The following is a 19,899-nucleotide window of genomic DNA, read 5'->3' on the forward strand; positions in this document are numbered from 1 at the left end:
CTCCGTCGTCCCAGGACCTATTTCAATGTCGTGTCGGGCTCATAGGCTAGTCGCTTTTTCGTGATCTGATGAGAAGCGGCCGTCTTTCGCGCCGCTTCGGCTGTCTCGGGCCGTAAAGCAGGGTATGGAGGGAAAAAACAAGCCTTAGCAGGAGCGCCCCTTGTCTTTGATCCTCACCGAAAAGCGTGGCCACATCGCCATCCTCACCTTGAATCGTCCTGACGCCATGAACGCGCTCGGTGCGCCGGGCGACGGCGATCAGGTGGCGGCGGCCTGCGAGGCGATCAACGACGACCAGGACATCCGCTGCGTGATCCTGACCGGCGCGGGCAAGGCCTTCTCGGCCGGCGGCGACGTCAAGGCGATGAAGGCCCGCGAAGGCGCGTTCGGCGGTAACGGCGTCAAGGTCCGCGACGGCTATCGCAAGAACATCCACCGCATCGTCCGCGCCATCTACGGCCTGGAGGTTCCCTCGATCGCGGCGGTCAATGGCGCAGCGATCGGCCTGGGCTGCGACGTGGCCTGCATGACCGACATCCGTATCGCCGCCGACACCGCGCGGTTCGGCGTCACCTTCCTGAAGCTGGGCCTGATCCCCGGCGACGGCGGCGCCTGGCTGATGCCCCGCACCATCGGCATGAGCCGCGCAGCCGAGCTTCTGTTCACCGGCGACGTCATCGACGCGGCCAAGGCCGCCGAGTGGGGCCTGATCAGCAAGGCCGTCCCGGCCGCCGACCTGATGGGCGAAGCCATGGCCCTGGCGGAACGGATCGCCCAGCAGCCGCCGCACGCCCTGCGCATGGCCAAGAGCCTGCTCAAGCACGGCCAGACCGCCAGCTATGACACCCTGATGGAGATGAGCGCGGCGGCCCAGGCCATCGCCCATCACACCGAGGACCACATGGAAGGCGTCGACGCGATCCTCGAAAAGCGCAGCCCTGTGTTCAAGGGCGCCTGAGGTCATGGGCAAGGAAGCGCGCGCCTGGGGGCAGCTCAGCGACGGGGAGAGCGAGGGCAAGCTCCTGTGGGAACCGCCCAAGCTGATCTTCCGGGGCGCCGTGCGCGGCATCTATCAGGGCCACGCCCTGAAGAACGTCCGCGCCGAGGGCGATGATTTGGTCCTGAGCGACGGCACGCGCTTCACCCTGGAGCCCGGCCAGGCCGCCAAGTGGGTCCACGCGATCCTCAATCCGCCGTCGCGCCTGGACAAGCTGGGCGTGAAGCCCGGCATGACCGTGGTGATCGACGGCGTCGAGGACGAGGCTTTCCTTGAAGAGCTCTCGACCCGCGTTGAGCCGGTCGAGGCCGACGAGGATATCGACATCCTGTTCCTGGCCGCCGAGGACCTGGCTGATCTGGACCGCATGGACGACTGGAAGGGCGCCCTGGCAGACAAGGGCGCGATCTGGGTCGTCTCGCGCAAGGGCAAGGGCGCGCCGCTGAAGGACACCGATATCCTCGGCGCGGCGCGCGGCCTGGGGTTCTCGGACACCAAGGTCTGCGGGTTCTCGAGCACGCACACGGCGCTGCGGTTCGTGAAGCGCAAGGGCGGGTGAGGGGCGGGGCCATTCGTTGGCCTGGCGCTGTTCTCCGCTCCGCTTTCAACCTGTTGGCCAGCTCAAACAGACCGACCTCCCCGGCGAACGCCGGGGCCCAGATTCATCCGAAACGGCTGGGTGATGCGACGTCATGCGGCGCTTGTCGGATAGCCGCTGGTGGGCTCGATCTGGATTCCCGCATTCGCCGGGAAGGTCGGGTTTCTGGGGGGGCGTTAGACTCTGCTCCCGACCCTAGTGAGACGTTTGAAAAATCCTCCCCCCAGAGGGGGAGGAGGCCGAAGGCCGGAGGGGGAAGTTCTGCTGAGCCGGCTTCTTCCCCCTCCGTCGGCTTCGCCGACACCTCCCCCCGCTAGGGGGAGGATTTGATCTGCCATCCACCCATAATTGCCCCCTCCGCGCCTTCGGCGCTCCTCCCCCGGAGGGGGAAGAAGGAAGCGCACCTTCTGCCCCCTATGGGGGCGGACGACCATGCGAAGCATGGTCCGGTGGGGGCCTGCGGCCTGTCCGACTTCCACCCTTCTCAGCCCTCCGGAATGTCCGCTTCCTATGTCCGCATCGGGCTCGCCGGTGACCCGCTTATTTACCGGCGGCCAAGAGCCTGTGCCGCGAGGCCGCCAGCAGCAGTCGCCGCCGCTCCGCCTCGCCGCGATAGAGAAAGTCGTGCGGCAGCCCCAGCCGGATACTGGCCTGGCAGGGCGGCGAGCTCTTGATCGCGATCCTTTCGGCCAGTCTCCCGCCCGTCTTCAGCGCGAGGCTTTCGGCCAGGCGGAGATCGTGCTCGCGCCCCAGCGCCAGCGTTCGCCGCACCGTCGGCGGCAGGAGCGAGACGGCGGCGCGGGCCAGGGCGCGGTGCAGCGGTTTGGGCACGGCCGGGGCGGCCCTGCCGGAGGCGATGGTCGCCAGAAACTCATCGACGATAGGATGCGGCTCGAAGCGCGGCGTAAGCGCCTGCAGCATCGCCATGAATTCGGCCTCCGAGCCTGGCGAGGTCGTCGCGCCGTAGAGACAGGCCACGGGGGCGGCCTCTGCGTAGAACCGGCTCTTCTCAGCCTCGGTCAGCGGTTCAACAAACCGGTCATAGGCGGTGACGAAGCCATAGACCGCCGTGGCGGCCACCCAGTTCAGAAGGTCAGGGTCCAGCGCGCGGTAGGCCTCGCCGCCCGGCGTTTCGCCCGACACGCGGGCGTGCATGTGCGTGACGCCCTGGATCACCCGCCGCGCCGCCGAGGCTGGGCCATAGACCCCGATCAGGGCGGCGGTCCCGGTGCGCATGGCGCGGCCGAGCGGATCGGTCTTGAAGTTGGAGTGATCCCACACCCCCGAGCGGATCCGCGGCTCGGCGAACTCCAGCAGCACCGCCGCCACGCCCCCGACCGCCAGGGCGATCGGGTTCTTGTAGACGCGCCAGTGCATTGAACCCGGATCCAGCAGGGCCGGCTCGCCAGGCGGACGGGCGTAGTCAATTTTCCAGCCGAGATACGAGGATGGGCGGGCCATCGGCGCTCCTTGCACCTCAATCTCGGCGCTTAGGCGGCGGGCCGCAACCTATCCCCTGGGGCCTCGGCGCCCCGATCAGGCCGGTTCCAGCACCTTCTCCGGCGCAGCCTTCGCGCTCGCGCCGGTCTTGCGGCCAAACTGCATGACGCCGTCCTCGACCTTGCCCATCCGCAGGGTCATCAGGTCCAACGCGTAGTTCTGATGCACCTTCCAGGGCTTGCGCGTCCCCTGCTTGGGGAACTGACCGATCGAGCGGGTGATGTAGCCCGACGAGAAGTCCAGCCACGGCGCGGCCTCGACCTCGCCGTCGAGGCGCGGCACGCAGTAGTCGGCGCCCGTGCGGTCCATGTGGTTGAGCAGGCGGCAGACATACTCGCTGGTCAGGTCAGCCTTCAGTGTCCAGCTGGCGTTGGTGTAGCCGAACACCGAGGCCAGGTTCGGCACGTCGCTGAACATCATGCCCTTGTAGCTCATCGACTGCGAAAGGTCGGCGACCTTGCCGTCGACCACGACCTCCATGCCGCTGAGCAACTGGAGTTGCAGGCCCGTGGCGGTGACAACGACATCGGCTTCGAGCGTCTTGCCGGACTTCAGCTGGATGCCAGTCTCGGTGAAGGTCTCGATGTGGTCGGTGACCACCGAGGCCGCGCCGCTCTTGAGCGCGTCGAACAGGTCGGCGTCCGGCACCAGGCAAAGGCGCTGATCCCAGGGATTGTAGCGCGGGGTGAAGTGGGTCTCGACGTCGTAGTCGGGGCCAAGGTGCTCGCGCACCATGGAGAGCAGGCGTTCCTTGGTCTTCTCCGGCTTCTTGCGCGCCAGGTTGAAGAACAGGAGCTGGAACAGCACGTTCTTCCAGCGCGTGATGCCATAGGCGGTCATGGCTGGCAGCTTGGAGCGCAGCCAATTGGCGATCCCGTCCTCGGCCGGGCGCGACACGACATAGGTCGGCGAGCGCTGCAGCATGGTGACGTGGGCGGCGGTCTTGGCCATCTCGGGCACCAGGGTCACGGCGGTGGCGCCGCTGCCGATCACCACGACCTTCTTGCCGCTATAGTCGAGGTCTTCGGGCCAGTGCTGCGGATGGACGATGCGACCCTTGAAGCGCTCGGTCCCGGCGAAGTCCGGCGTGTAGCCGGCCGAATAGCGGTAGTAGCCCGCGCACATGTGCAGGAAGCGGCAGGTGAAGGTCACGGGCTGGCCGTCGTGCTCGGCCTCAACGGTCCAGGTCGCCGTCTTCGTGGACCAGCTGGCGCGCTTGACCAGATGCTTGAAGCGGATGTGGCGGTCGATGTCGTGCTCGCGGGCGGTCTCGCGAACATAGTCGAGGATCGAGGGACCATCGGCGATGGCCTTGGCCGCCTTCCACGGCTTGAAGCTGTAGCCCAGCGTGTACATGTCGCTGTCGGAGCGGATGCCGGGATAGCGGAAGAGGTCCCAGGTGCCTCCGATCGCCTCGCGCCCTTCCAGGATCGCGTAGGTCTTGCCGGGGCAGTGCTTTTGCAGGTGGTACGCCGCGCCGATCCCTGACAGTCCCGCGCCCACGATCAGTACGTCGACATGCTGCATGGCCATTCGTTTCCCGCCCCCTTTGGCAAGCGCCGCGCGCTTGCGTGGTCCCAACGCGTGCGCCCGACGGTTGACCCGACGCGGCTTATGTGAACGCTGTTCACCAACAAACGACCGTTTTGACCGAACGTCAACCAGGACCCGTCGGCGGCGATGCGGGTTTTGATTGCATACGGAAGGGGCGGGGGCTTAAGCGGTGTTCCATGTCCCTTCGCGACTTTGGCCTTCTGGTGCTGATCTGCCTGATCTGGGCCGGCAGCAACATCATCTCCAAGCTGGTGGTCGCCCACTGGGGTGTGCCGCCGCTGTATTACGCCGCCGTGCGCTTCGCCCTGGTGGCGATCCTGACCCTGCCCTGGCTGCTGCCCGCGCCCCGCCCGACCTGGCGGATGGTGCTGGTGGGTCTTCTGATGGGCGGCGGCAACTTCGCCCTGCTGTTCATGGGGTTCCAGACCGCCTCGCCGTCGGCGGCCTCGGTTGTGATCCAGGTCGGCGTGCCGTTCACCACCCTGCTGTCGGTGCTGATCCTGGGCGAGAAGATTCGCTGGCGCCGGGGCTTGGGCATCGCCCTGACCCTGCTGGGCGCGGTGGTGGTGATGTGGAGCCCCAAGGGGATCGAGCTATCGGCCGGCCTCTGGCTGATCGTGGCGGCGGCCTTCACCGGCTCGCTGGGCGCGGTGATGATGAAGCAGATCGAGGGCGTGAAACCGCTACAGTTCCAGGCCTGGGTCGGCTTCTCCTCGCTCTGGCCGCTGGCGGCGATGAGCGCCGTCATGGAGCCGGGGCAGGTGGCGGCGGGCTTCCACGCCGGCTGGCCGTTTGTCGCGGCGGTGGTGTTCTCGGCGGTGGTGGTTTCGATCCTGGCCCATACGGCCTATTACGGCCTGATCCAGCGCTATGAGGCCAATCTGATCGCGCCGCTGACCCTGATGACGCCGCTCTTCACGATCGGCCTGGGCGTGGTGGTCACCCATGACCACTTCGATCTGCGGATGGGGATCGGCGCGGCCCTGGCGCTGCTGGGCGTTCTGATCATCGCGCTTCGGCGGAATCAGGTCATGCCCCTGCTGACGTCCCTGCGGAGCCGCCTGCAATGAGCCTGTCCCTGATCGAGGCCCCGTCGCCAAATTTCGACGCCCGCAAGGCCGTGCCCGACACGGTGATCCTGCACTATACCGGCATGGAGAGCGGCGAGGCGGCGATCGAGCGCCTGCGCGATCCCGAGGCCAAGGTCAGCGCGCACTATTGCGTCGAGGAGGACGGTCGGATCGTACGCCTCGTCCCCGAGGAACGCCGGGCCTGGCACGCCGGCGCGGCCTTCTGGAAGGGCGTCAAGGACATCAACTCGGCCTCCATCGGGATCGAGATCGTCAATCCCGGCCACGAGTTCGGCTATCGCCCGTTCCCCGAGGTCCAGATCGCTGCAGTGATCAACCTGCTGGCCGACATCCGCTCGCGCTGGATGATCCCCGACAGCCGCATCCTCGGCCACTCCGACGTCGCCCCGGCGCGCAAGATCGATCCGGGCGAGCTCTTCCCCTGGAAGCGCCTCGCCGAGAGCGGCCATGGCCTGTGGATCGAGCCTGCGCCATCGCCCGGCGCGCCGCTGGGGCAGGGCGAGGAGGGGGCGGGCGTCTTTGCGCTGCAGGCTGGTTTGACGCGCCTGGGCTTCGACTGCGCCCCGACGGGCAAGTACGACGAATGGACCGCCACCGTCGTCTCGGCCTTCCAGCGCCACTGGCTGCAGAGCCGCTTCGACGGGATCGCCGACGGCGAGACCCGGGCGCGCTTGGTAGGCCTGCTGCGGGCGGCGGCTGACTGATGCATCCGGCCAAGCCGTTTCATGTCGAGGATCGGGCGGTTCTGCTCGATTTCCTGCGGGCTCATGCGTTCGTGACGCTCGCCGCCAGCGTCGGCGGACGGCCCTTCGTGGCCCAGTCGCCGATCGTCATCCGCGAAGTGGAAGGCGAGATCGCCCTCGACTTCCACCTGTCGCGCGGCAACGTGCTGACGCCGCACCTGACCCAAGGCTTCCCGGCCATCGCGCTGGCGACCGGCCCCGACGCCTATGTCAGCCCCGACTGGTACGAGAGCCCCGACCAGGTGCCGACCTGGAACTATCTCTCCGTCGAGGCGGAGGGCTCGGTGGCGCCGCTGAATGAGGCCGAGCTGATCGCGCTGCTCGACGACCTGTCGGCCCAGGAAGAGGCCCGGCTTTCGCCGAAGACGCCCTGGACCCGCCACAAGATGAAGCCCGGCAAGTTCGACGCCCTGCTGCGCGGCATCCAGGGCGGGCGCCTGTTCGTCGAGCGCCTGGAGGGGACCTTCAAGCTCTCGCAGAACAAATCCGACGCCGACCGCTTGGGCGCGGCCAAGCGTCTGGGCGATCATCCGATCGCAGGGCTGATGCGCTCAATCTGAGCTTTCATCCCGGACAAGCGCGTAGCGCGCAGATCCGGGACCGCGGCAGACGCCGACGCTTCTCGCGGTCCCGGCTCTCCCCCCGGCTCGAGGCCGGGGTCCGGCCGGGATGACATATGAAAGTTGACCTCGCTGGCCAGCAAGGCCATTGAACCCCCGGACCAGATGGTCGGGCGGTCGCGTCGTCTTCGGACGCCGAGGAAAGTCCGGGCTCCACGGTGACAAGGCGGTGGGTAACGCCCACCGGGAGCGATCCCAGGGATAGCGCCACAGAAAGCAAACCGCCTCCCGTTCGCGGGCGGTAAGGGTGAAAGGGTGGGGTAAGAGCCCACCGCGGACCTGGTGACAGGGACGGCATGGCAAGCCCCGCCTGGAGCAAGACCGAATAGGGACCCCGCGCCGACCTCGCGTCGGATAGGCCGTCACTGGCTGAGAGGGTCCGGGTAGGTCGCGAGAGCCGTCCAGCAATGGCCGGCCTAGAGGAATGATCGTCGCCGTCTCGCTAGAGGCGGAACAGAACCCGGCTTACAGATCATCTGGTCCCCTCAAATCCTTCCCCCAAGCGGGGGAGGCGGTCGCGAAGCGACCGGAGGGGGAAGGGTTTGGCATGTCCGCTCGGCGCCCCTCTCCGCCACCTCTTCAACGTGGAGAGGGTTTTCCCCTCCCTCGCAATGGGCTCAAATGACACCGCGCGCCTCGCTCATTCGCGAGTTCTGTGTATGTTCTGTGTATTAACTTTCCGGCTCCGTGAACAACGGGTGCGACATCTTTGAAATTGCGATGAATTGCTCTGAGGTGTCATTGTATCCCAGTTCATCCCATGTTAACCCAATTCTCGTCGGAGCGAGGGTGGTGGCTCGCTGACCGGCTTGGGTCTGGCGGGGTTTAAGCTTCAGTGTTTCTCTCGACGTTCGAGAAACAGCTCGACAGCAAGCGGCGCATCGTCGTGCCGCAGGAATTCCGCGCGGCCGTCTCGGGTCCCTTTGACGGCATCTTCTGCTTCCCCTCGATCGAGGCCGACTGCCTGGAGGCGGGCGGCAAGGCGCTGTTTGATCGCTACCAGGCCGTGATCGAGGAGATGCCGTTCGGCGATCCCGTCCGCACAGCGCTGGAGACCAGCATCCTGGGCGGCATGGCCCGGCTGACCTTTGATACAGCTGGTCGCATTACGCTGCCCGACCATCTGTGCGACATGTTCGGCCTTACGGATTCGGTGGCCGTCGTCGGTATGGGTGAGCGTTTTCAGATCTGGTCGCGCGAGGCCTTCCAGGCCCATCGCGCCCAGCAGCGTGATCTGGCGCGCGAAGGTCTGGCGGCCCTGCGCGCCCAACAGCGCGCCGCAAAGTTCGGAGGCGCAGCGTGAGCGCCGCCCCGCACATCTCGGTCCTGCTCGGCGAGGTCGTCGAGGCGCTGGACGCCAAGCCCGGTGACGTCGTCGTCGACGGCACCTTCGGGGCCGGCGGCTACACCCGCGCAGTGCTGTCGACCGGCGCAAGCGTCGTGGCGTTTGACCGCGACCCGACCGTCCGCCAATTCGCCGAGGACTTGCCGGCCGACCGTTTCCGCCTGGTCCAGGCCCGCTTCTCCGAAATGTTCGACGAGCTAGGCGCGCAGAGCGTCGACGGGGTGATGCTGGATCTGGGCGTCTCATCGATGCAGCTGGACCAGGCCGAGCGCGGCTTTTCGTTCATGCGCGACGGCCCGCTGGACATGCGGATGGGCGATACCGGCCCCACCGCCGCTGACCTCGTCAATACGCTCGACCAGACCGAGCTGGCGCGCATTCTCTATGTCTATGGCGAGGAGCACGCCTCGCGCCGTATCGCCAGCTTCATCGTCCGCCGCCGCGAGGAAAAGCCGTTCGAGCGCACCCTGGACCTGGCCGAGGTGATCGAGCGCGCCGTCGGCGGCCGCAAGGGCGCCAAGGTCCATCCGGCCACGCGCTCGTTCCAGGGCCTGCGCATCGCGGTCAATGACGAGCTGGGCGAGCTGGAGGCGGGTCTCGCGGCCGCCGAGCGGGTGCTCAAACCCGGCGGACGGCTGGTGGTGGTGACCTTCCACTCGCTGGAGGACCGCATCGTCAAGGCGTTCCTGGCCGAGCGGGCCGGGCGCACGCCGGGCGGCTCGCGCCATGCGCCGCCGGTCCAGGCGGGCGCGGCGCCTAGCTTCCAGCTGATCTCCAACAAGGCCATCGCCCCGAGCGAGGCCGAGCTGGCCGTCAACCCGCGCGCCCGATCCTCGAAGCTGCGCGCAGCCGTCCGCACCGACGCTCCCGTATGGGGGGTCTCCGCATGACCGCCGTGGGCGTGTTCAACCGCCGGGTCCGGGGCTTCCGTGTCGTGGAGGTGGTGGGGCTGTGCATCCTGCTCAGCCTGGTCACCGGCGTCTATCTGGCCAAGACCTTCGCCGGCCGCGAGCGTCAGGAGATCGCCCGCATCGAGCAGGAGATCGAGGAGGAGGCCGCTCGTAAGCGATTGCTGGCCGCCGAGGTCGCGCACCTCGAACAGCCTCGCCGCATCGAGCAACTGGCGCAGATGATGCAGCTGAAGCCGATCGCGCCGGACCACGAGATCACCGAAGACGCCCTGATCGACGTTGCGCGCCGCCGCGAGTTGCCCAAGGCGCCGGTATCCGCCGCGCCGGTCACGCCTGAGACGCTGGCGGCCGACGGGCCGGAGGCCTTGCCGGACGATGCTGCAGTCCCGCCGCCGCCCGCCGTGCAAGGGGTTTTGCGATGAGCCTCTCGAACCTGGGTCCCGGCGGCGTTCAATCTCCGCTCTGGCGATGGGTGGTCGAGCGCGTCTGGCGGCTGGAGCATGCCTTCGAGCGCTCGCGCGCCGCCGCCCGGCCCGAGGACGACACCCGCATCCGGATTTTCCTGGTCATGGGCTTCTTCGGCCTGTGCTTTGTCGGGGTGAGCCTGGGCGCGGGCTGGTCGGCGCTCTTCTCGCGCGCGGGGCAGGGCAACGGCTACACCCTGGGCGTCGAGGGCGCTCGGGGCGACGTGGTTGATCGCAATGGCGCGCTGTTGGCCGTGGATCTGGCCCACTATGCGCTCTACGTCGATCCTCGCGAGGTGTGGGACGCCAAGGAGACCCGCGCGGCGCTCGGCAAGGCCTTGCCGCAAGTGCCCGCCAAACGTCTCGACAAGGCGGTTTTTGGCGATCACCGCGCCTTCGTCCTGGGCGGTCTGACGCCGGACGAGAAGGACGCCATCTTCAACCTGGGTCTGCCGGGCGTGTCGTTCGAGGAGCAGGAGCGGCGGATGTATCCGCTGGGCCCGACGGCGGCGCATCTGATCGGCTTTGTCGACAGCGGCGGCAAGGGCCTGGCCGGCGCCGAGCGCGCTCTGGATGATCCCATCCGCAAGGCCGCCGGCGGCCAAGGCGGGCCCACCCAGCTGTCGATCGACGTGCGCGTGCAGGCGGCGCTCGAGGACGAGCTGCGCAAGGCCGCCGAGGAATTCACGCCCAAGGGCGCTGTTGGCCTCGTGACCAATGTCCACACGGGCGAAATCCTAGGCATTGCCAGCTGGCCCGACTACGACGCCAACGAGGCGGGCGCGGCCACCAACGATCAGCGCCTCAACCGCGCCGCCGCCTCCGTCTATGAGATGGGGTCGACGTTCAAGGCTTTTACGGTGGCGATCGGTCTCGACACCGGAGTGGCCACGGCCGCTTCGACCTTTGACGCCCGTGAGCCCTACAAGCTGGGTTACCGCACGATCCACGATTATCACGCCACGCGGGCGGTGCTGAACCTCGTCGAGGTCTTCCAGCACTCGTCGAACATCGGCACGGCGATGCTGGCCGAGCGCGTGGGTGGCCAGCGCCTCAGCCAGTACTTCATCAATCTGGGCCTGACAAAGCCGGCCAAGGTCGAGCTGCAGGAGTCGGCGCGCCCCTTGACCCCTCGTAAGTGGGACCAGGACACCGTGGCCTCGACCTCGTTCGGTCACGGCATGAATATCTCGCCGCTGGCTCTGGCCCAGGCGATGAACGCGCTGCTGAATGGCGGCGAGATGCGCCCCCTGACGATCCGCAAGCTGCCGGCGGGCGTGCGCCCCGAAGGCAAGCGCGTGCTGTCGGAGCACACCTCGGCCGAGATGCTCAAGATCATGCGCGCCAATGTCATCCCCGGCGAAGGGGGGAGCGGCGGCAAGGCTGACGTGCCCGGGCTCTCGGTCGGCGGCAAGACCGGCACAGGCGAGAAGTACGACCCGGCGATCCGGCGCTACAACCACCAGCGTCAGGTCTCGTCGTTCGCCGCCACCTTCCCGACCGATGGCCCCTTGGAGGCCGACCGCTATTTCGTGCTGATCCTGCTGGACGAGCCTAAGGGCAACGCCAGGTCGTTCGGCTTCTCGACCGGCGGCTGGGTCGCCGCGCCGGCGGCGGGCCGGGTGATCGAACGCATCGCGCCGTTCCTCGGCGTCAAACGCAAGACCGAGCTGGTGACCATCGCCAGTTCGCCCAAGAACGCCGCGCCGGAGGCGGGCCTATGACCAGACGACTGTCAGACCTGTTCAACCGTCCCTTCCCCAGCGATCCGGTGATTGCAGGCGTCACCGCCGACAGCCGCAAGGTCACGACCGGCTGGCTGTTCGCCGCCCTACCGGGAACCAAGGTCGACGGCCGTGACTTCGCCGAAGGCGCAGTGGCCAAGGGCGCGGCGGCGATCCTGGCGCCCGAGGGCGGGCTCGAGGGGCTGGGTGTGCCGGTGGTCCGTTCGGAGGACGCGCGTCGCGCCTACGCCCTGGCCTCGGCGGCCTTCTGGGGTAGGCAGCCGGCCATGTGCGTGGCCGTCACCGGCACCAACGGCAAGACCTCCGTCGCTGGCTTCTGCCGCCAGATCTTCACCAAGCTGGGCCATAAGGCCGCTAGCATGGGCACCCTCGGGGTGGTGGTCAGTCAACCTGGCCAACCCGATCAGCAACTGACCCCGCCAGGCCTGACCACGCCGGACGCCGGCGATGTCGCCGAGATGATCGCGCGCCTGGCCGATATGGGCGTCACCCATCTGGCCCTGGAGGCCAGCTCACACGGCGTCGACCAGCGCCGCATCGACGGCGTCAAGCTGAGCGCCGCCGGGTTTACGAACTTCACCCAGGATCACCTCGACTATCACGGCTCGATGGAAGCCTATCGCGCCGCCAAGCTGCGCCTGTTCGACACCCTGACGCCCGCCGGCGCCATGGCGGTGCTGAACGCCGACAGCGAAGCGTTCCCGAACTTCGCCGCCGCCGCCGTCACCTCGGGCCAGAGCGTATTCTCTGTAGGCGAGGACGGGCAGGGGCTGCGCCTGCTGTCGCGGACGCCGACGCCGGCCGGTCAGGACCTGGTCGTCGAGGCCGACGGCGTGGTGCATCACCTCAAGCTGCCGCTGGCCGGCGCCTTCCAGGCTTCTAACGTGCTGGTCGCGGCCGGGCTCTGCATCGCCGCCGGCGAGGACAGCGCCAAGGTTCTGAAGGCCCTCGAAAGCCTCGAAGGCGCGGCCGGACGCCTGCAGCGCGTCGGGCGCGGCTCCAAGGGCGGCGAGGCCTATGTCGACTACGCCCATACCCCCGACGGCCTGCAGACCGTGCTCGAGGCGCTGCGTCCGCATACGGCCGGCAAGCTGATCGCCGTGTTCGGGGCCGGCGGTGACCGCGACCGGGGCAAGCGTCCTTTGATGGGTGCGATCGGCGCGAGGCTGGCCGACATCGCCATCGTCACGGACGATAATCCGCGCTCGGAGGATCCCGCTTCGATCCGCGCCGCCATCCTCGAAGCCGCGCCTGGCGCGCGCGAGATCGGCGATCGCCGCGCCGCGATCCGCGCCGCTGTCGCGCTGATGGCCGAGGGCGACGTGCTCGTCGTCGCGGGCAAGGGTCACGAGCAGGGCCAGATCGTCGCCGGCGTCGTGCACCCGTTCGACGACGTGGCCGAGACGCTGCAGGCGCTGGAGGGTGTCGATGCCTGACGCGCTCTGGACCGCAAAAGAGATCGCCCAAGCGGTCGGCGGCAAGGTGGCTGGCGATTTCAAGGCGTCCGGCGTTTCGATCGACACCCGTTCGGTGGAGCCGGGCGACCTCTTCGTGCCCCTGGTCGGGGCGCGCGACGGCCACGACTTCGTCCCGCAGGCCGTTGCGAACGGCGCGACGGGCGTGCTGGCGACCAAGGTCGTCGACGCCCCCGCCGTGATGGTCGAGGACACCTTCAAAGCGCTGGAGGCCCTGGGCGTCGCGGCGCGGGAGCGCGCGCCCCAGTGCAAGCGCGGCGCGGTGACGGGCTCGGTGGGCAAGACCAGCGTCACCCGCGCCATCGAAGCGGGCTTGCGGCTGGCGGGCAAGGCCCACGCCTCGGTGAAGAGCTACAACAACCACATCGGTGTGCCGCTGACCCTGGCGCGGATGCCGCGCGACACTGAGCGGGCGGTGTTCGAGGTCGGCATGAACCACGCCGACGAGATCGTCCCGCTGTCGGGTTTCGTCCAGCCGCACGCGGTGGCGATCACCACGGTGGGGCCGGTTCACATCGAGAATTTCCCCGATGGCGAGGCGGGGGTCGCGCGCGCCAAGGCCGAGATCTTCGCCGGACTGCAGCCGGGCGGCATCGCCGTTCTGAACGCCGACAACCGCTGGTTCGAATTCCTGAAGGGCGAGGCCGAAAAGGTCGGCGCGACCGTCTGGAGCTTCGGGTCTTCGCCGGACTGCACGGCCCAGTTGGTCTCTTTTTCCACCGACCTTCCCGGCGAATGCCGGGACCCAGATGACAAGGCGGCGAGCGCTCAAGATGGATCTGGGCCCCGGCCTTCGCCGGGGAAGTCGGTTGTCAAAGCTGTGATCAAGGGCGAACCCATCACGTTTTCCCTGCTCCAGACCGGCGTCCATTGGGGCCCCAACAGCCTGTGTGTGCTGCTGATGCTGGAGGCGCTGGACGTGCCGCGCGAGACCGCCCTGGCGGCGCTGGGGGCGTTCGCGCCCATTGAGGGCCGCGGCGCGGAGAAGACGATCCGCATCCCAGGCGGCGCCTTCACGCTGGTCGATGAGAGCTACAACGCCAATCCCGTCTCGATGCAGGCCGCGCTGAAGACGCTGGGGGCGCGCAAGGTCGCCGGCCGCCGAGTGATCGCCCTGACCGACATGCTCGAATTGGGCGAGGACAGCGCCCGGTTTCACGCCGAGCTTGCGGAGCCGATCGCCGCCGCCAACGTCGATGTCGTTTTTCTCGCGGGCGTCCACATGAAATCGCTGTGGGAGGCGCTTCCTCCGACTCGGCGGGGCGGCTACGCGGAGGTTACTGAAAAGTTAACGTCGGCGCTGGCGGGGGCCGTGCAGCCCGACGACGTGGTGATGGTGAAGGGGTCGAACGGCTCCAAGGCCGGCGTGCTCGCCGCCGCCTTGGCTGCTCTCGATCTTGGGGAACGGGGCTGATGCTGTACTTGCTGTACGAATGGCTGGCGCGCTCGCAAGAGCACTTTCCAGCCCTGAACCTGTTGAAGTACCTGACCTTCCGGTCGGGCATGGCGATGCTGACCGCCTATATCGTGGCGGTGGCCATGGGCTCGCGCTTCATCCGCTGGATGAAGGCCAAGCAGGGCAAGGGCCAGCCGATCCGCACCGACGGCATCGCACGTCACGTCACTGAAAAGGCCGGCACGCCCACCATGGGCGGTTTCATGATCCTGGCGGGCCTTTTCGTCGGCGCCCTGCTGTGGGCCGACCTGCGCAACGTCCATGTCTGGGTCGTGCTGTTGGTCACCGGCAGCTTTGGCGTGCTGGGCTTCATGGACGACTATGCCAAGGTCACCAAGCAGACTACGGCGGGCCTCTCCAGCGTCCAGAAGCTGATTGCTCAGTTCATCGTCGCGATCATCGCCACGGTGATCCTGATCGTCTTCGCGCCCAAGTCGCCGATGACGCCCAATCTCGAGACCAGCCTGGTCTTCCCGATCTTCAAGGCGCTGGTGATCAATCTGGGCTGGTTCTACGTGGCCTTCGCGGCGTTCACGATCGCGGGCTTCTCAAACGCGGTGAACCTGACCGACGGCCTGGACGGCCTGGCCATCGTACCGGTGATGTTCGCCGCCTCGACCTTCGGCCTGATCGCCTACCTCGTCGGCAACTACAAGTTCGCCGACTATTTGAACCTGCACTTCGCGCCGGGCGTCGGCGAGCTGGCGGTGCTGTGCGGCGCCATCATCGGCGGTGGGATGGGCTTCCTCTGGTATAACGCCCCGCCGGCCAAGATCTTCATGGGCGACACCGGTTCGCTGGCGCTGGGCGGCGCGCTGGGCGCGATCGCCGTCTGCGCCAAGCATGAGCTGGTTCTCGGCATCGTCGGCGGCCTGTTCGTGGCCGAGGCGCTGAGCGTGATGATCCAGGTCGCCTACTTCAAGAAGACCGGCAAGCGGGTCTTCCTGATGGCGCCGATCCACCACCATTTCGAGAAGCTGGGCTGGCCTGAGTCCACCGTCGTGATCCGCTTCTGGATCGTGTCGATGATCCTGGCCTTCATCGGCTTGGCCACGCTGAAGCTGCGGTAGGGAGTGGCGTACTGATGATCCCCGTCCGCGGTTTCGAGGACAAGACCGTCGCGGTGTTCGGCCTGGGCCGAACCGGCCTCACGGCGGCGCGCGCCTTGATCGCGGGGGGCGCCAAGGTCGCCCTGTGGGACGAGAAGTCGGCCAGCCGGGAGGCGGCCGCCGCCGAAGGCTTCCCGGTCGTCGACCTGCAAACCGCTGACTGGAGCCAGTTCGCCGCCCTGATGCTGTCGCCGGGCGTGCCGCTGACCCATCCCAAACCGCACTGGACCGTCGAGAAGGCGCGCGCCGCCGGGGTGGAGGTCCTGGGCGACGTCGAACTGTTCGCGCGCACTGTGAACGCCGCCCCGGCCCACAAGCGCCCCAAGATCATCGCCATCACCGGCACTAACGGCAAATCGACCACGACCGCCCTGATCGGTCACCTGTGCGCCTCGGCGGGCCGCGACACGCGGGTCGGCGGTAATATCGGCCTGGGTGTGCTGGGTCTCGAGGACATGCACGGCGGCGCGGTCTATGTCCTGGAGCTGTCGTCCTACCAACTGGACCTGACCTCCAGCCTCAAGCCCGACGCGGTGGTGTTGCTCAACATCTCGCCCGACCACCTGGACCGCCACGGCGGCATGGACGGTTATATCGCCGCCAAGCGCCGGATTTTCCTGAACCAGGGCAAGGGCGACACCGCGATCATCGGCGTCGATGACGCCTGGTGCCAGCAGATCTGCACCGAGATCACCGCCGCCAACCGCCGTACGATCTGGCCGATCAGCGCCGGCAAGGCGATGGGCCGGGGCGTCTATGCGCTGCAAGGCGTGCTCTATGACGCCACCGGTGAGCGTGTGGTCGAGGTCGCCGACATCCTGCGCGCCCGCAGCCTGCCGGGTCGTCACAACTGGCAGAACGCCGCAGCCGCCTACGCCGCCGCGCGCGCGATCGGCATCTCGATGCAGGACGCGGTCGACGGCCTAATGACCTTCCCCGGCCTGGCGCACCGGATGGAGACGGTCGGCAAAATCGGCAAGGTCCGCTTCGTCAACGACAGCAAGGCCACCAACGCCGACGCCGCGCGTCAGGCGATGTCCAGCTATCCGAAGTTCTACTGGATCGCCGGCGGCGTGGCCAAAGCTGGCGGCATCGACGACCTGAAGGATCTATTCCCGCGCATCGCCAAGGCTTATCTGATTGGCGAGGCGGCCGAGCCCTTCTCCTGGACGCTGGCCGGCAAGGCCGAATGCGTGCTGAGCAGCACGCTAGAGCGGGCCGTGCAGCAGGCCTACGCCGATGCGGCCGCCAGCGGGGAGGAGGCGATCGTCTTGCTGTCGCCCGCCTGCGCCTCATTCGACCAGTTCAGCGACTTCGAGGCCCGTGGTGAGGCGTTCCGCACCGCCGTGAACGGATTGGCGACGGGTGGCGGCAAGGCCGCCGTCGCCTAGGCGATGAGCGCGCCGGCCGAGGCCCCCGAACCGGCGTCCGCCAAGGCCGCTTCGCCTCCCTGGCGATCTGTTCTCCGTGTCGCGGCGATCGATCGCGCGAGTTTGCGCGACGCCGGGCGACAGGCCTTGCCCTGGCTGGCCTGGCTGCGCCGCCGGACGCGCTCTTCTGAACTCTGGGTCATTGCCGTAGCCACGGTTGTGGGCCTCGTGGCCGGCGCCTTGGCGGTGTCGCTCGGCGCGCTGGCGCACGGAACCCAGGTCTGGATCTTCAACTTCGACCCCAACGAGCGCCTTTCGGCCCAGACCCGGGTCGAGCCCTTGCGGTTGCTGGCTATCCCGTTGGGCGGGCTCATCCTGGGGCTGTTCACCGCCGCCATCCTGCGCTTTCGCCCCAACCACGCCGTTGACCCCGTCGAGGCCAACGCCCTGCACGGTGGGCGACTGTCTATCCGCGACAGCCTGTTCATCTGCGTGCAGACTCTGATCTCAAACGGCTCCGGTGCGTCCGTAGGGCTGGAGGCCGCCTACGCCCAAGCTGGCGGGGCGACTGCTTCCTGGGTGGGCCAGCGCCTGAATCTGCGCCGGGGAGACCTGCGGATTCTGGTCGGGGCCGGCGCCGGCGCGGCCATCGCCGCAGCGTTCGGAGCGCCGCTGACCGGCGCCTTCTATGCGTTCGAGATCGTTATCGGCGCCTACACGGTCGCCAACATCGCGCCGGTGGCTGCGGCGGCGCTGGCGGGGGTCCTTGTCGCCAAGGCGCTGGGCTCGACGCCTTACCTCCTAAAGACCTCCGTGGTCGCGATCTCCTCCCCCGCCGACTATGCGCTGTACGGCGTGTTGGGCCTGGTTGCGGCGATCTTCGGCGTGGCCTTGATGCGGGCCGTGGCGGTGGCGGATCGGTGGGCGGTCAAGGCGCCGCTCCCGCGCTGGTCCAAGCCCGCGATCGGCGGCGTCGCGCTGGCCGCTCTCGCCTTGGCGACGCCGCAGACGCTGTCCGGCGGCCATGGCGCGCTGCATCTGGATCTTAACAGCGACCTGCCGCTGAAGGTGCTGCTCGTGCTGATCCTGATGAAGGCCGTGGCCTCCATCGTGTCGCTGAGTTCGGGCTTCCGGGGCGGCCTGTTCTTCGCGGCCCTGTTCCTGGGCGCATTGATGGGACAGGCCTTCGCCCAAGTGGTGAACCTGACCGCAGGCACGGTGCATCTTGACCCGATCGCCGCCTCTCTGGTCGGCATGGGCGCTTTGGGCGTAGCGATCGTTGGCGGGCCCTTCACCATGTCGTTCCTGGTGCTGGAGGCCACAGGCGACTTCACGGTCACCGGGGCGACCCTGGCCGCCTCGCTGATCGCCAGCGCCGTGGTGCGCGAGACTTTTGGCTACTCGTTCTCGACCTGGCGCCTGCACCTGCGCGGCGAGACGATCCGCAGCGCCCATGACGTCAGCTGGATGCGCAACCTTACAGCCGGCAAGATGATGCGCCGGGACGTCAAGACCATAGCGGCGAGCACCAGCCTTGCGGAGTTTCGCCGCCGGTTCCCGCTGGGCTCGACCAAGCGCGCGGTGCTGACCGACGAAACGGGCCGCTACGCCGGCATCGTCGCCACCGCCGCCGTCTACGCCGAGCCGCCCGAGCGCGATGCGACGGTGGCGATGCTCGCGAGCCACGCGCGTGTGGCCCTGGCGCCGGAGCTGTCGATCAAGGCGATCATGACCGCCTTCGACGAAACCGGCGCCGACGAGCTGGCGGTGGTGGATGAAGGCGGCGAGGTGATCGGCCTGATCACCGAAGCCCACGTGACCCGCCGCTACGCCGAAGAGCTGGAAAAGGCCCGGCGCGAACTCACGGGCGAGGCGACCTGAGGCTACGCCAGCGGCATGAAGGCGTCGTTCTTGTCCAGGGCCGAGAGCGGAGAACGGATCGAGCAGCGAAACCCGTCGCTGCGGTAATCCAGGGCCACCTTGCCGCCGAGTTCATTGGGCAGGGCCATCTCGACGATCCTCGAACCGAATCCCCGCCGCTCGGGCGGCCGCACCGTCGGGCCGCCGCGCTCGGCCCACTCGATCAGCAACTGGTCGTCCGGATCGACCGACCAGTGGATGTCCACATGACCGTCCGGCGCCGACAACGCCCCATACTTGAGGGCGTTGATGGCCAGTTCGTGGAAGGCCAGGGCCATGACCACGGCGGGCTTTGGCGAGACCTTGAGATCATCGCCACTGATCGTCAGCTGCGCGGGGTAGGTGCGATACGGCGTCACTGAGCCGTCGACGATCTGGCGCAGGCTGGCGGCCGACCAATTCTGGTCTGTCAGCACGTTGTGCGTGGCGGCGATAGCCATCAGCCGCCCTTCCAGGGCTTCGCGAACCGAGGATTCAACGCCAGCGTTGCGCAAAGACTGGTTGGCGATCGACTGGACGGTGGCCAGGGTGTTCTTCACCCGGTGGTTCAGCTCGTTGACCAGCAGTTGCCGGTGGCTTTCGGCCAGGCGCTCGCCGGTCACGTCGCGGGACGTCGCCAGAACTCGAATGACGCGCCCGCGTTCGAGGATGGGCGAGACGGTGGTGTCCCACCAGCGAACCGATCCCTTTGCGGTGGGGCAGGCCGCGCGGAAAGCGACGGCGTTGCCGGCCATGGCGGCGTGAAGCGCCTGCTCAACGGTGTCGCGGCTCTCCGGTGGCCACATGTCCGGCCAGTAGCGGTACCGATTGCGGCCGTCGAAGTCCTCGATCTCGAGGAGCGACTTGCCTTGGGCGTTCATGTATTCGAGGTAACCGTCAGCGCTGATAACGCGAATGCAGTCGGGACTAGCCTCAACCACGCTGAGGAAATACGCCCCAGCGCCTTCCAGAACAGTCTTGTCCGATGTTTCGTCGGCCACGCCACGTCCCTGCCCGAGCGG

At 67.8% G+C, this 19,899-nt stretch carries 17 protein-coding genes, 1 other RNA gene and 1 pseudogene; 16 read left to right on the top strand and 3 right to left on the bottom strand.

Annotated elements, in window-relative coordinates; genetic code table 11:
• Positions 1–160 precede the first annotated feature (160 nt).
• From J2X45_RS00250 to J2X45_RS20280, 3 genes and pseudogenes are all read left to right on the top strand, one after another.
• Positions 161–958 carry a crotonase/enoyl-CoA hydratase family protein gene (locus tag J2X45_RS00250; protein ID WP_310209647.1) on the top strand — a complete coding sequence of 266 codons (798 nt, stop codon included), beginning with the start codon at positions 161–163 and terminating at the stop codon, positions 956–958.
• Positions 959–962: 4 nt separating this feature from the next.
• A complete protein-coding gene (locus J2X45_RS00255) occupies positions 963–1,556 on the top strand; it encodes a DUF3052 domain-containing protein (RefSeq protein WP_310209650.1) in 594 nt (197 codons plus the stop codon).
• Positions 1,557–1,807: 251 nt separating this feature from the next.
• Positions 1,808–1,885: pseudogene (locus J2X45_RS20280) on the top strand (peptidase); the annotation flags it as partial.
• A gap of 250 nt (positions 1,886–2,135) precedes the next feature.
• Here the strand turns inward: J2X45_RS20280 and J2X45_RS00260 are convergent.
• Complete coding sequence (locus J2X45_RS00260; protein WP_310209653.1) at positions 2,136–3,056, bottom strand: oxygenase MpaB family protein; 921 nt, start codon at positions 3,054–3,056, stop codon at positions 2,136–2,138.
• 75 nt (positions 3,057–3,131) lie between these two features.
• Positions 3,132–4,628, bottom strand: coding sequence for an NAD(P)/FAD-dependent oxidoreductase (locus J2X45_RS00265; RefSeq protein ID WP_310209656.1), 1,497 nt, complete (start codon positions 4,626–4,628; stop codon positions 3,132–3,134).
• Between the two features lie 197 nt (positions 4,629–4,825).
• Between J2X45_RS00265 and J2X45_RS00270 the strand changes: the two genes are divergently transcribed.
• The 13 genes from J2X45_RS00270 (at position 4,826) to J2X45_RS00330 (ending at position 18,859) form a co-directional block, all read left to right on the top strand.
• Positions 4,826–5,719, top strand: coding sequence for a DMT family transporter (locus tag J2X45_RS00270; protein ID WP_310209659.1), 894 nt, complete (start codon positions 4,826–4,828; stop codon positions 5,717–5,719).
• Positions 5,716–6,444, top strand: coding sequence for an N-acetylmuramoyl-L-alanine amidase (locus tag J2X45_RS00275; RefSeq protein WP_310209662.1), 729 nt, complete (start codon positions 5,716–5,718; stop codon positions 6,442–6,444). Before J2X45_RS00270 ends, J2X45_RS00275 begins: the two co-directional genes overlap by 4 nt.
• Positions 6,444–7,043, top strand: a complete 600-nt coding sequence (locus tag J2X45_RS00280; RefSeq protein WP_310209665.1) for an FMN-binding negative transcriptional regulator — start codon at positions 6,444–6,446, stop codon at positions 7,041–7,043. The genes J2X45_RS00275 and J2X45_RS00280 overlap by 1 nt, the downstream gene beginning before the upstream one ends.
• A 161-nt stretch (positions 7,044–7,204) precedes the next feature.
• Positions 7,205–7,587, top strand: an RNA gene (rnpB, locus tag J2X45_RS00285) — RNase P RNA component class A.
• Between the two features lie 351 nt (positions 7,588–7,938).
• Positions 7,939–8,406, top strand: coding sequence for a division/cell wall cluster transcriptional repressor MraZ (locus J2X45_RS00290; protein WP_310209668.1), 468 nt, complete (start codon positions 7,939–7,941; stop codon positions 8,404–8,406).
• Entirely contained in the window at positions 8,403–9,338 is a 936-nt protein-coding gene (rsmH, locus tag J2X45_RS00295) for a 16S rRNA (cytosine(1402)-N(4))-methyltransferase RsmH (RefSeq protein ID WP_310209670.1), read from the top strand. The genes J2X45_RS00290 and rsmH overlap by 4 nt, the downstream gene beginning before the upstream one ends.
• Positions 9,335–9,781, top strand: a complete 447-nt coding sequence (locus tag J2X45_RS00300; protein ID WP_310209673.1) for a cell division protein — start codon at positions 9,335–9,337, stop codon at positions 9,779–9,781. The genes rsmH and J2X45_RS00300 overlap by 4 nt, the downstream gene beginning before the upstream one ends.
• Positions 9,778–11,547, top strand: a complete 1,770-nt coding sequence (locus J2X45_RS00305; protein ID WP_310209676.1) for a penicillin-binding protein 2 — start codon at positions 9,778–9,780, stop codon at positions 11,545–11,547. The genes J2X45_RS00300 and J2X45_RS00305 overlap by 4 nt, the downstream gene beginning before the upstream one ends.
• Positions 11,544–13,004, top strand: coding sequence for a UDP-N-acetylmuramoyl-L-alanyl-D-glutamate--2,6-diaminopimelate ligase (locus J2X45_RS00310; protein ID WP_310209679.1), 1,461 nt, complete (start codon positions 11,544–11,546; stop codon positions 13,002–13,004). The genes J2X45_RS00305 and J2X45_RS00310 overlap by 4 nt, the downstream gene beginning before the upstream one ends.
• Positions 12,997–14,457 carry a UDP-N-acetylmuramoyl-tripeptide--D-alanyl-D-alanine ligase gene (murF, locus tag J2X45_RS00315; RefSeq protein ID WP_310209682.1) on the top strand — a complete coding sequence of 487 codons (1,461 nt, stop codon included), beginning with the start codon at positions 12,997–12,999 and terminating at the stop codon, positions 14,455–14,457. The genes J2X45_RS00310 and murF overlap by 8 nt, the downstream gene beginning before the upstream one ends.
• Positions 14,457–15,569, top strand: coding sequence for a phospho-N-acetylmuramoyl-pentapeptide-transferase (mraY, locus tag J2X45_RS00320; RefSeq protein WP_268068297.1), 1,113 nt, complete (start codon positions 14,457–14,459; stop codon positions 15,567–15,569). The genes murF and mraY overlap by 1 nt, the downstream gene beginning before the upstream one ends.
• Positions 15,570–15,583: 14 nt before the next feature.
• Positions 15,584–16,999: a UDP-N-acetylmuramoyl-L-alanine--D-glutamate ligase gene (murD, locus tag J2X45_RS00325; protein ID WP_310209687.1), complete on the top strand. Its 1,416-nt coding sequence runs from the start codon at positions 15,584–15,586 to the stop codon at positions 16,997–16,999.
• A 3-nt stretch (positions 17,000–17,002) separates the two neighbouring features.
• Complete coding sequence (locus J2X45_RS00330) at positions 17,003–18,859, top strand: chloride channel protein (RefSeq protein ID WP_310209691.1); 1,857 nt, start codon at positions 17,003–17,005, stop codon at positions 18,857–18,859.
• Positions 18,860–18,861: 2 nt separating this feature from the next.
• Here J2X45_RS00330 and J2X45_RS00335 read toward each other — a convergent pair whose 3' ends face one another.
• Entirely contained in the window at positions 18,862–19,878 is a 1,017-nt protein-coding gene (locus J2X45_RS00335) for an HWE histidine kinase domain-containing protein (RefSeq protein ID WP_310209694.1), read from the bottom strand.
• Between the last annotated feature and the right edge of the window lie 21 nt (positions 19,879–19,899).

Source organism: Caulobacter sp. BE264 (genome assembly GCF_031457805.1).
Lineage (GTDB): Bacteria > Pseudomonadota > Alphaproteobacteria > Caulobacterales > Caulobacteraceae > Caulobacter.

What these genes read in the sequence shown, in the direction of transcription:
- J2X45_RS00255 (WP_310209650.1), top strand. Translation starts at nt 963, where the DNA reads ATGGGCAAGGAAGCGCGCGCCTGGGGGCAGCTCAGCGACGGGGAGAGC.
- J2X45_RS00260 (WP_310209653.1), bottom strand. Translation starts at nt 3,056, where the DNA reads ATGGCCCGCCCATCCTCGTATCTCGGCTGGAAAATTGACTACGCCCGT.
- J2X45_RS00265 (WP_310209656.1), bottom strand. Translation starts at nt 4,628, where the DNA reads ATGGCCATGCAGCATGTCGACGTACTGATCGTGGGCGCGGGACTGTCA.
- J2X45_RS00270 (WP_310209659.1), top strand. Translation starts at nt 4,826, where the DNA reads ATGTCCCTTCGCGACTTTGGCCTTCTGGTGCTGATCTGCCTGATCTGG.
- J2X45_RS00275 (WP_310209662.1), top strand. Translation starts at nt 5,716, where the DNA reads ATGAGCCTGTCCCTGATCGAGGCCCCGTCGCCAAATTTCGACGCCCGC.
- J2X45_RS00280 (WP_310209665.1), top strand. Translation starts at nt 6,444, where the DNA reads ATGCATCCGGCCAAGCCGTTTCATGTCGAGGATCGGGCGGTTCTGCTC.
- J2X45_RS00300 (WP_310209673.1), top strand. Translation starts at nt 9,335, where the DNA reads ATGACCGCCGTGGGCGTGTTCAACCGCCGGGTCCGGGGCTTCCGTGTC.
- J2X45_RS00305 (WP_310209676.1), top strand. Translation starts at nt 9,778, where the DNA reads ATGAGCCTCTCGAACCTGGGTCCCGGCGGCGTTCAATCTCCGCTCTGG.
- J2X45_RS00310 (WP_310209679.1), top strand. Translation starts at nt 11,544, where the DNA reads ATGACCAGACGACTGTCAGACCTGTTCAACCGTCCCTTCCCCAGCGAT.
- murF (WP_310209682.1), top strand. Translation starts at nt 12,997, where the DNA reads ATGCCTGACGCGCTCTGGACCGCAAAAGAGATCGCCCAAGCGGTCGGC.
- mraY (WP_268068297.1), top strand. Translation starts at nt 14,457, where the DNA reads ATGCTGTACTTGCTGTACGAATGGCTGGCGCGCTCGCAAGAGCACTTT.
- murD (WP_310209687.1), top strand. Translation starts at nt 15,584, where the DNA reads ATGATCCCCGTCCGCGGTTTCGAGGACAAGACCGTCGCGGTGTTCGGC.
- J2X45_RS00330 (WP_310209691.1), top strand. Translation starts at nt 17,003, where the DNA reads ATGAGCGCGCCGGCCGAGGCCCCCGAACCGGCGTCCGCCAAGGCCGCT.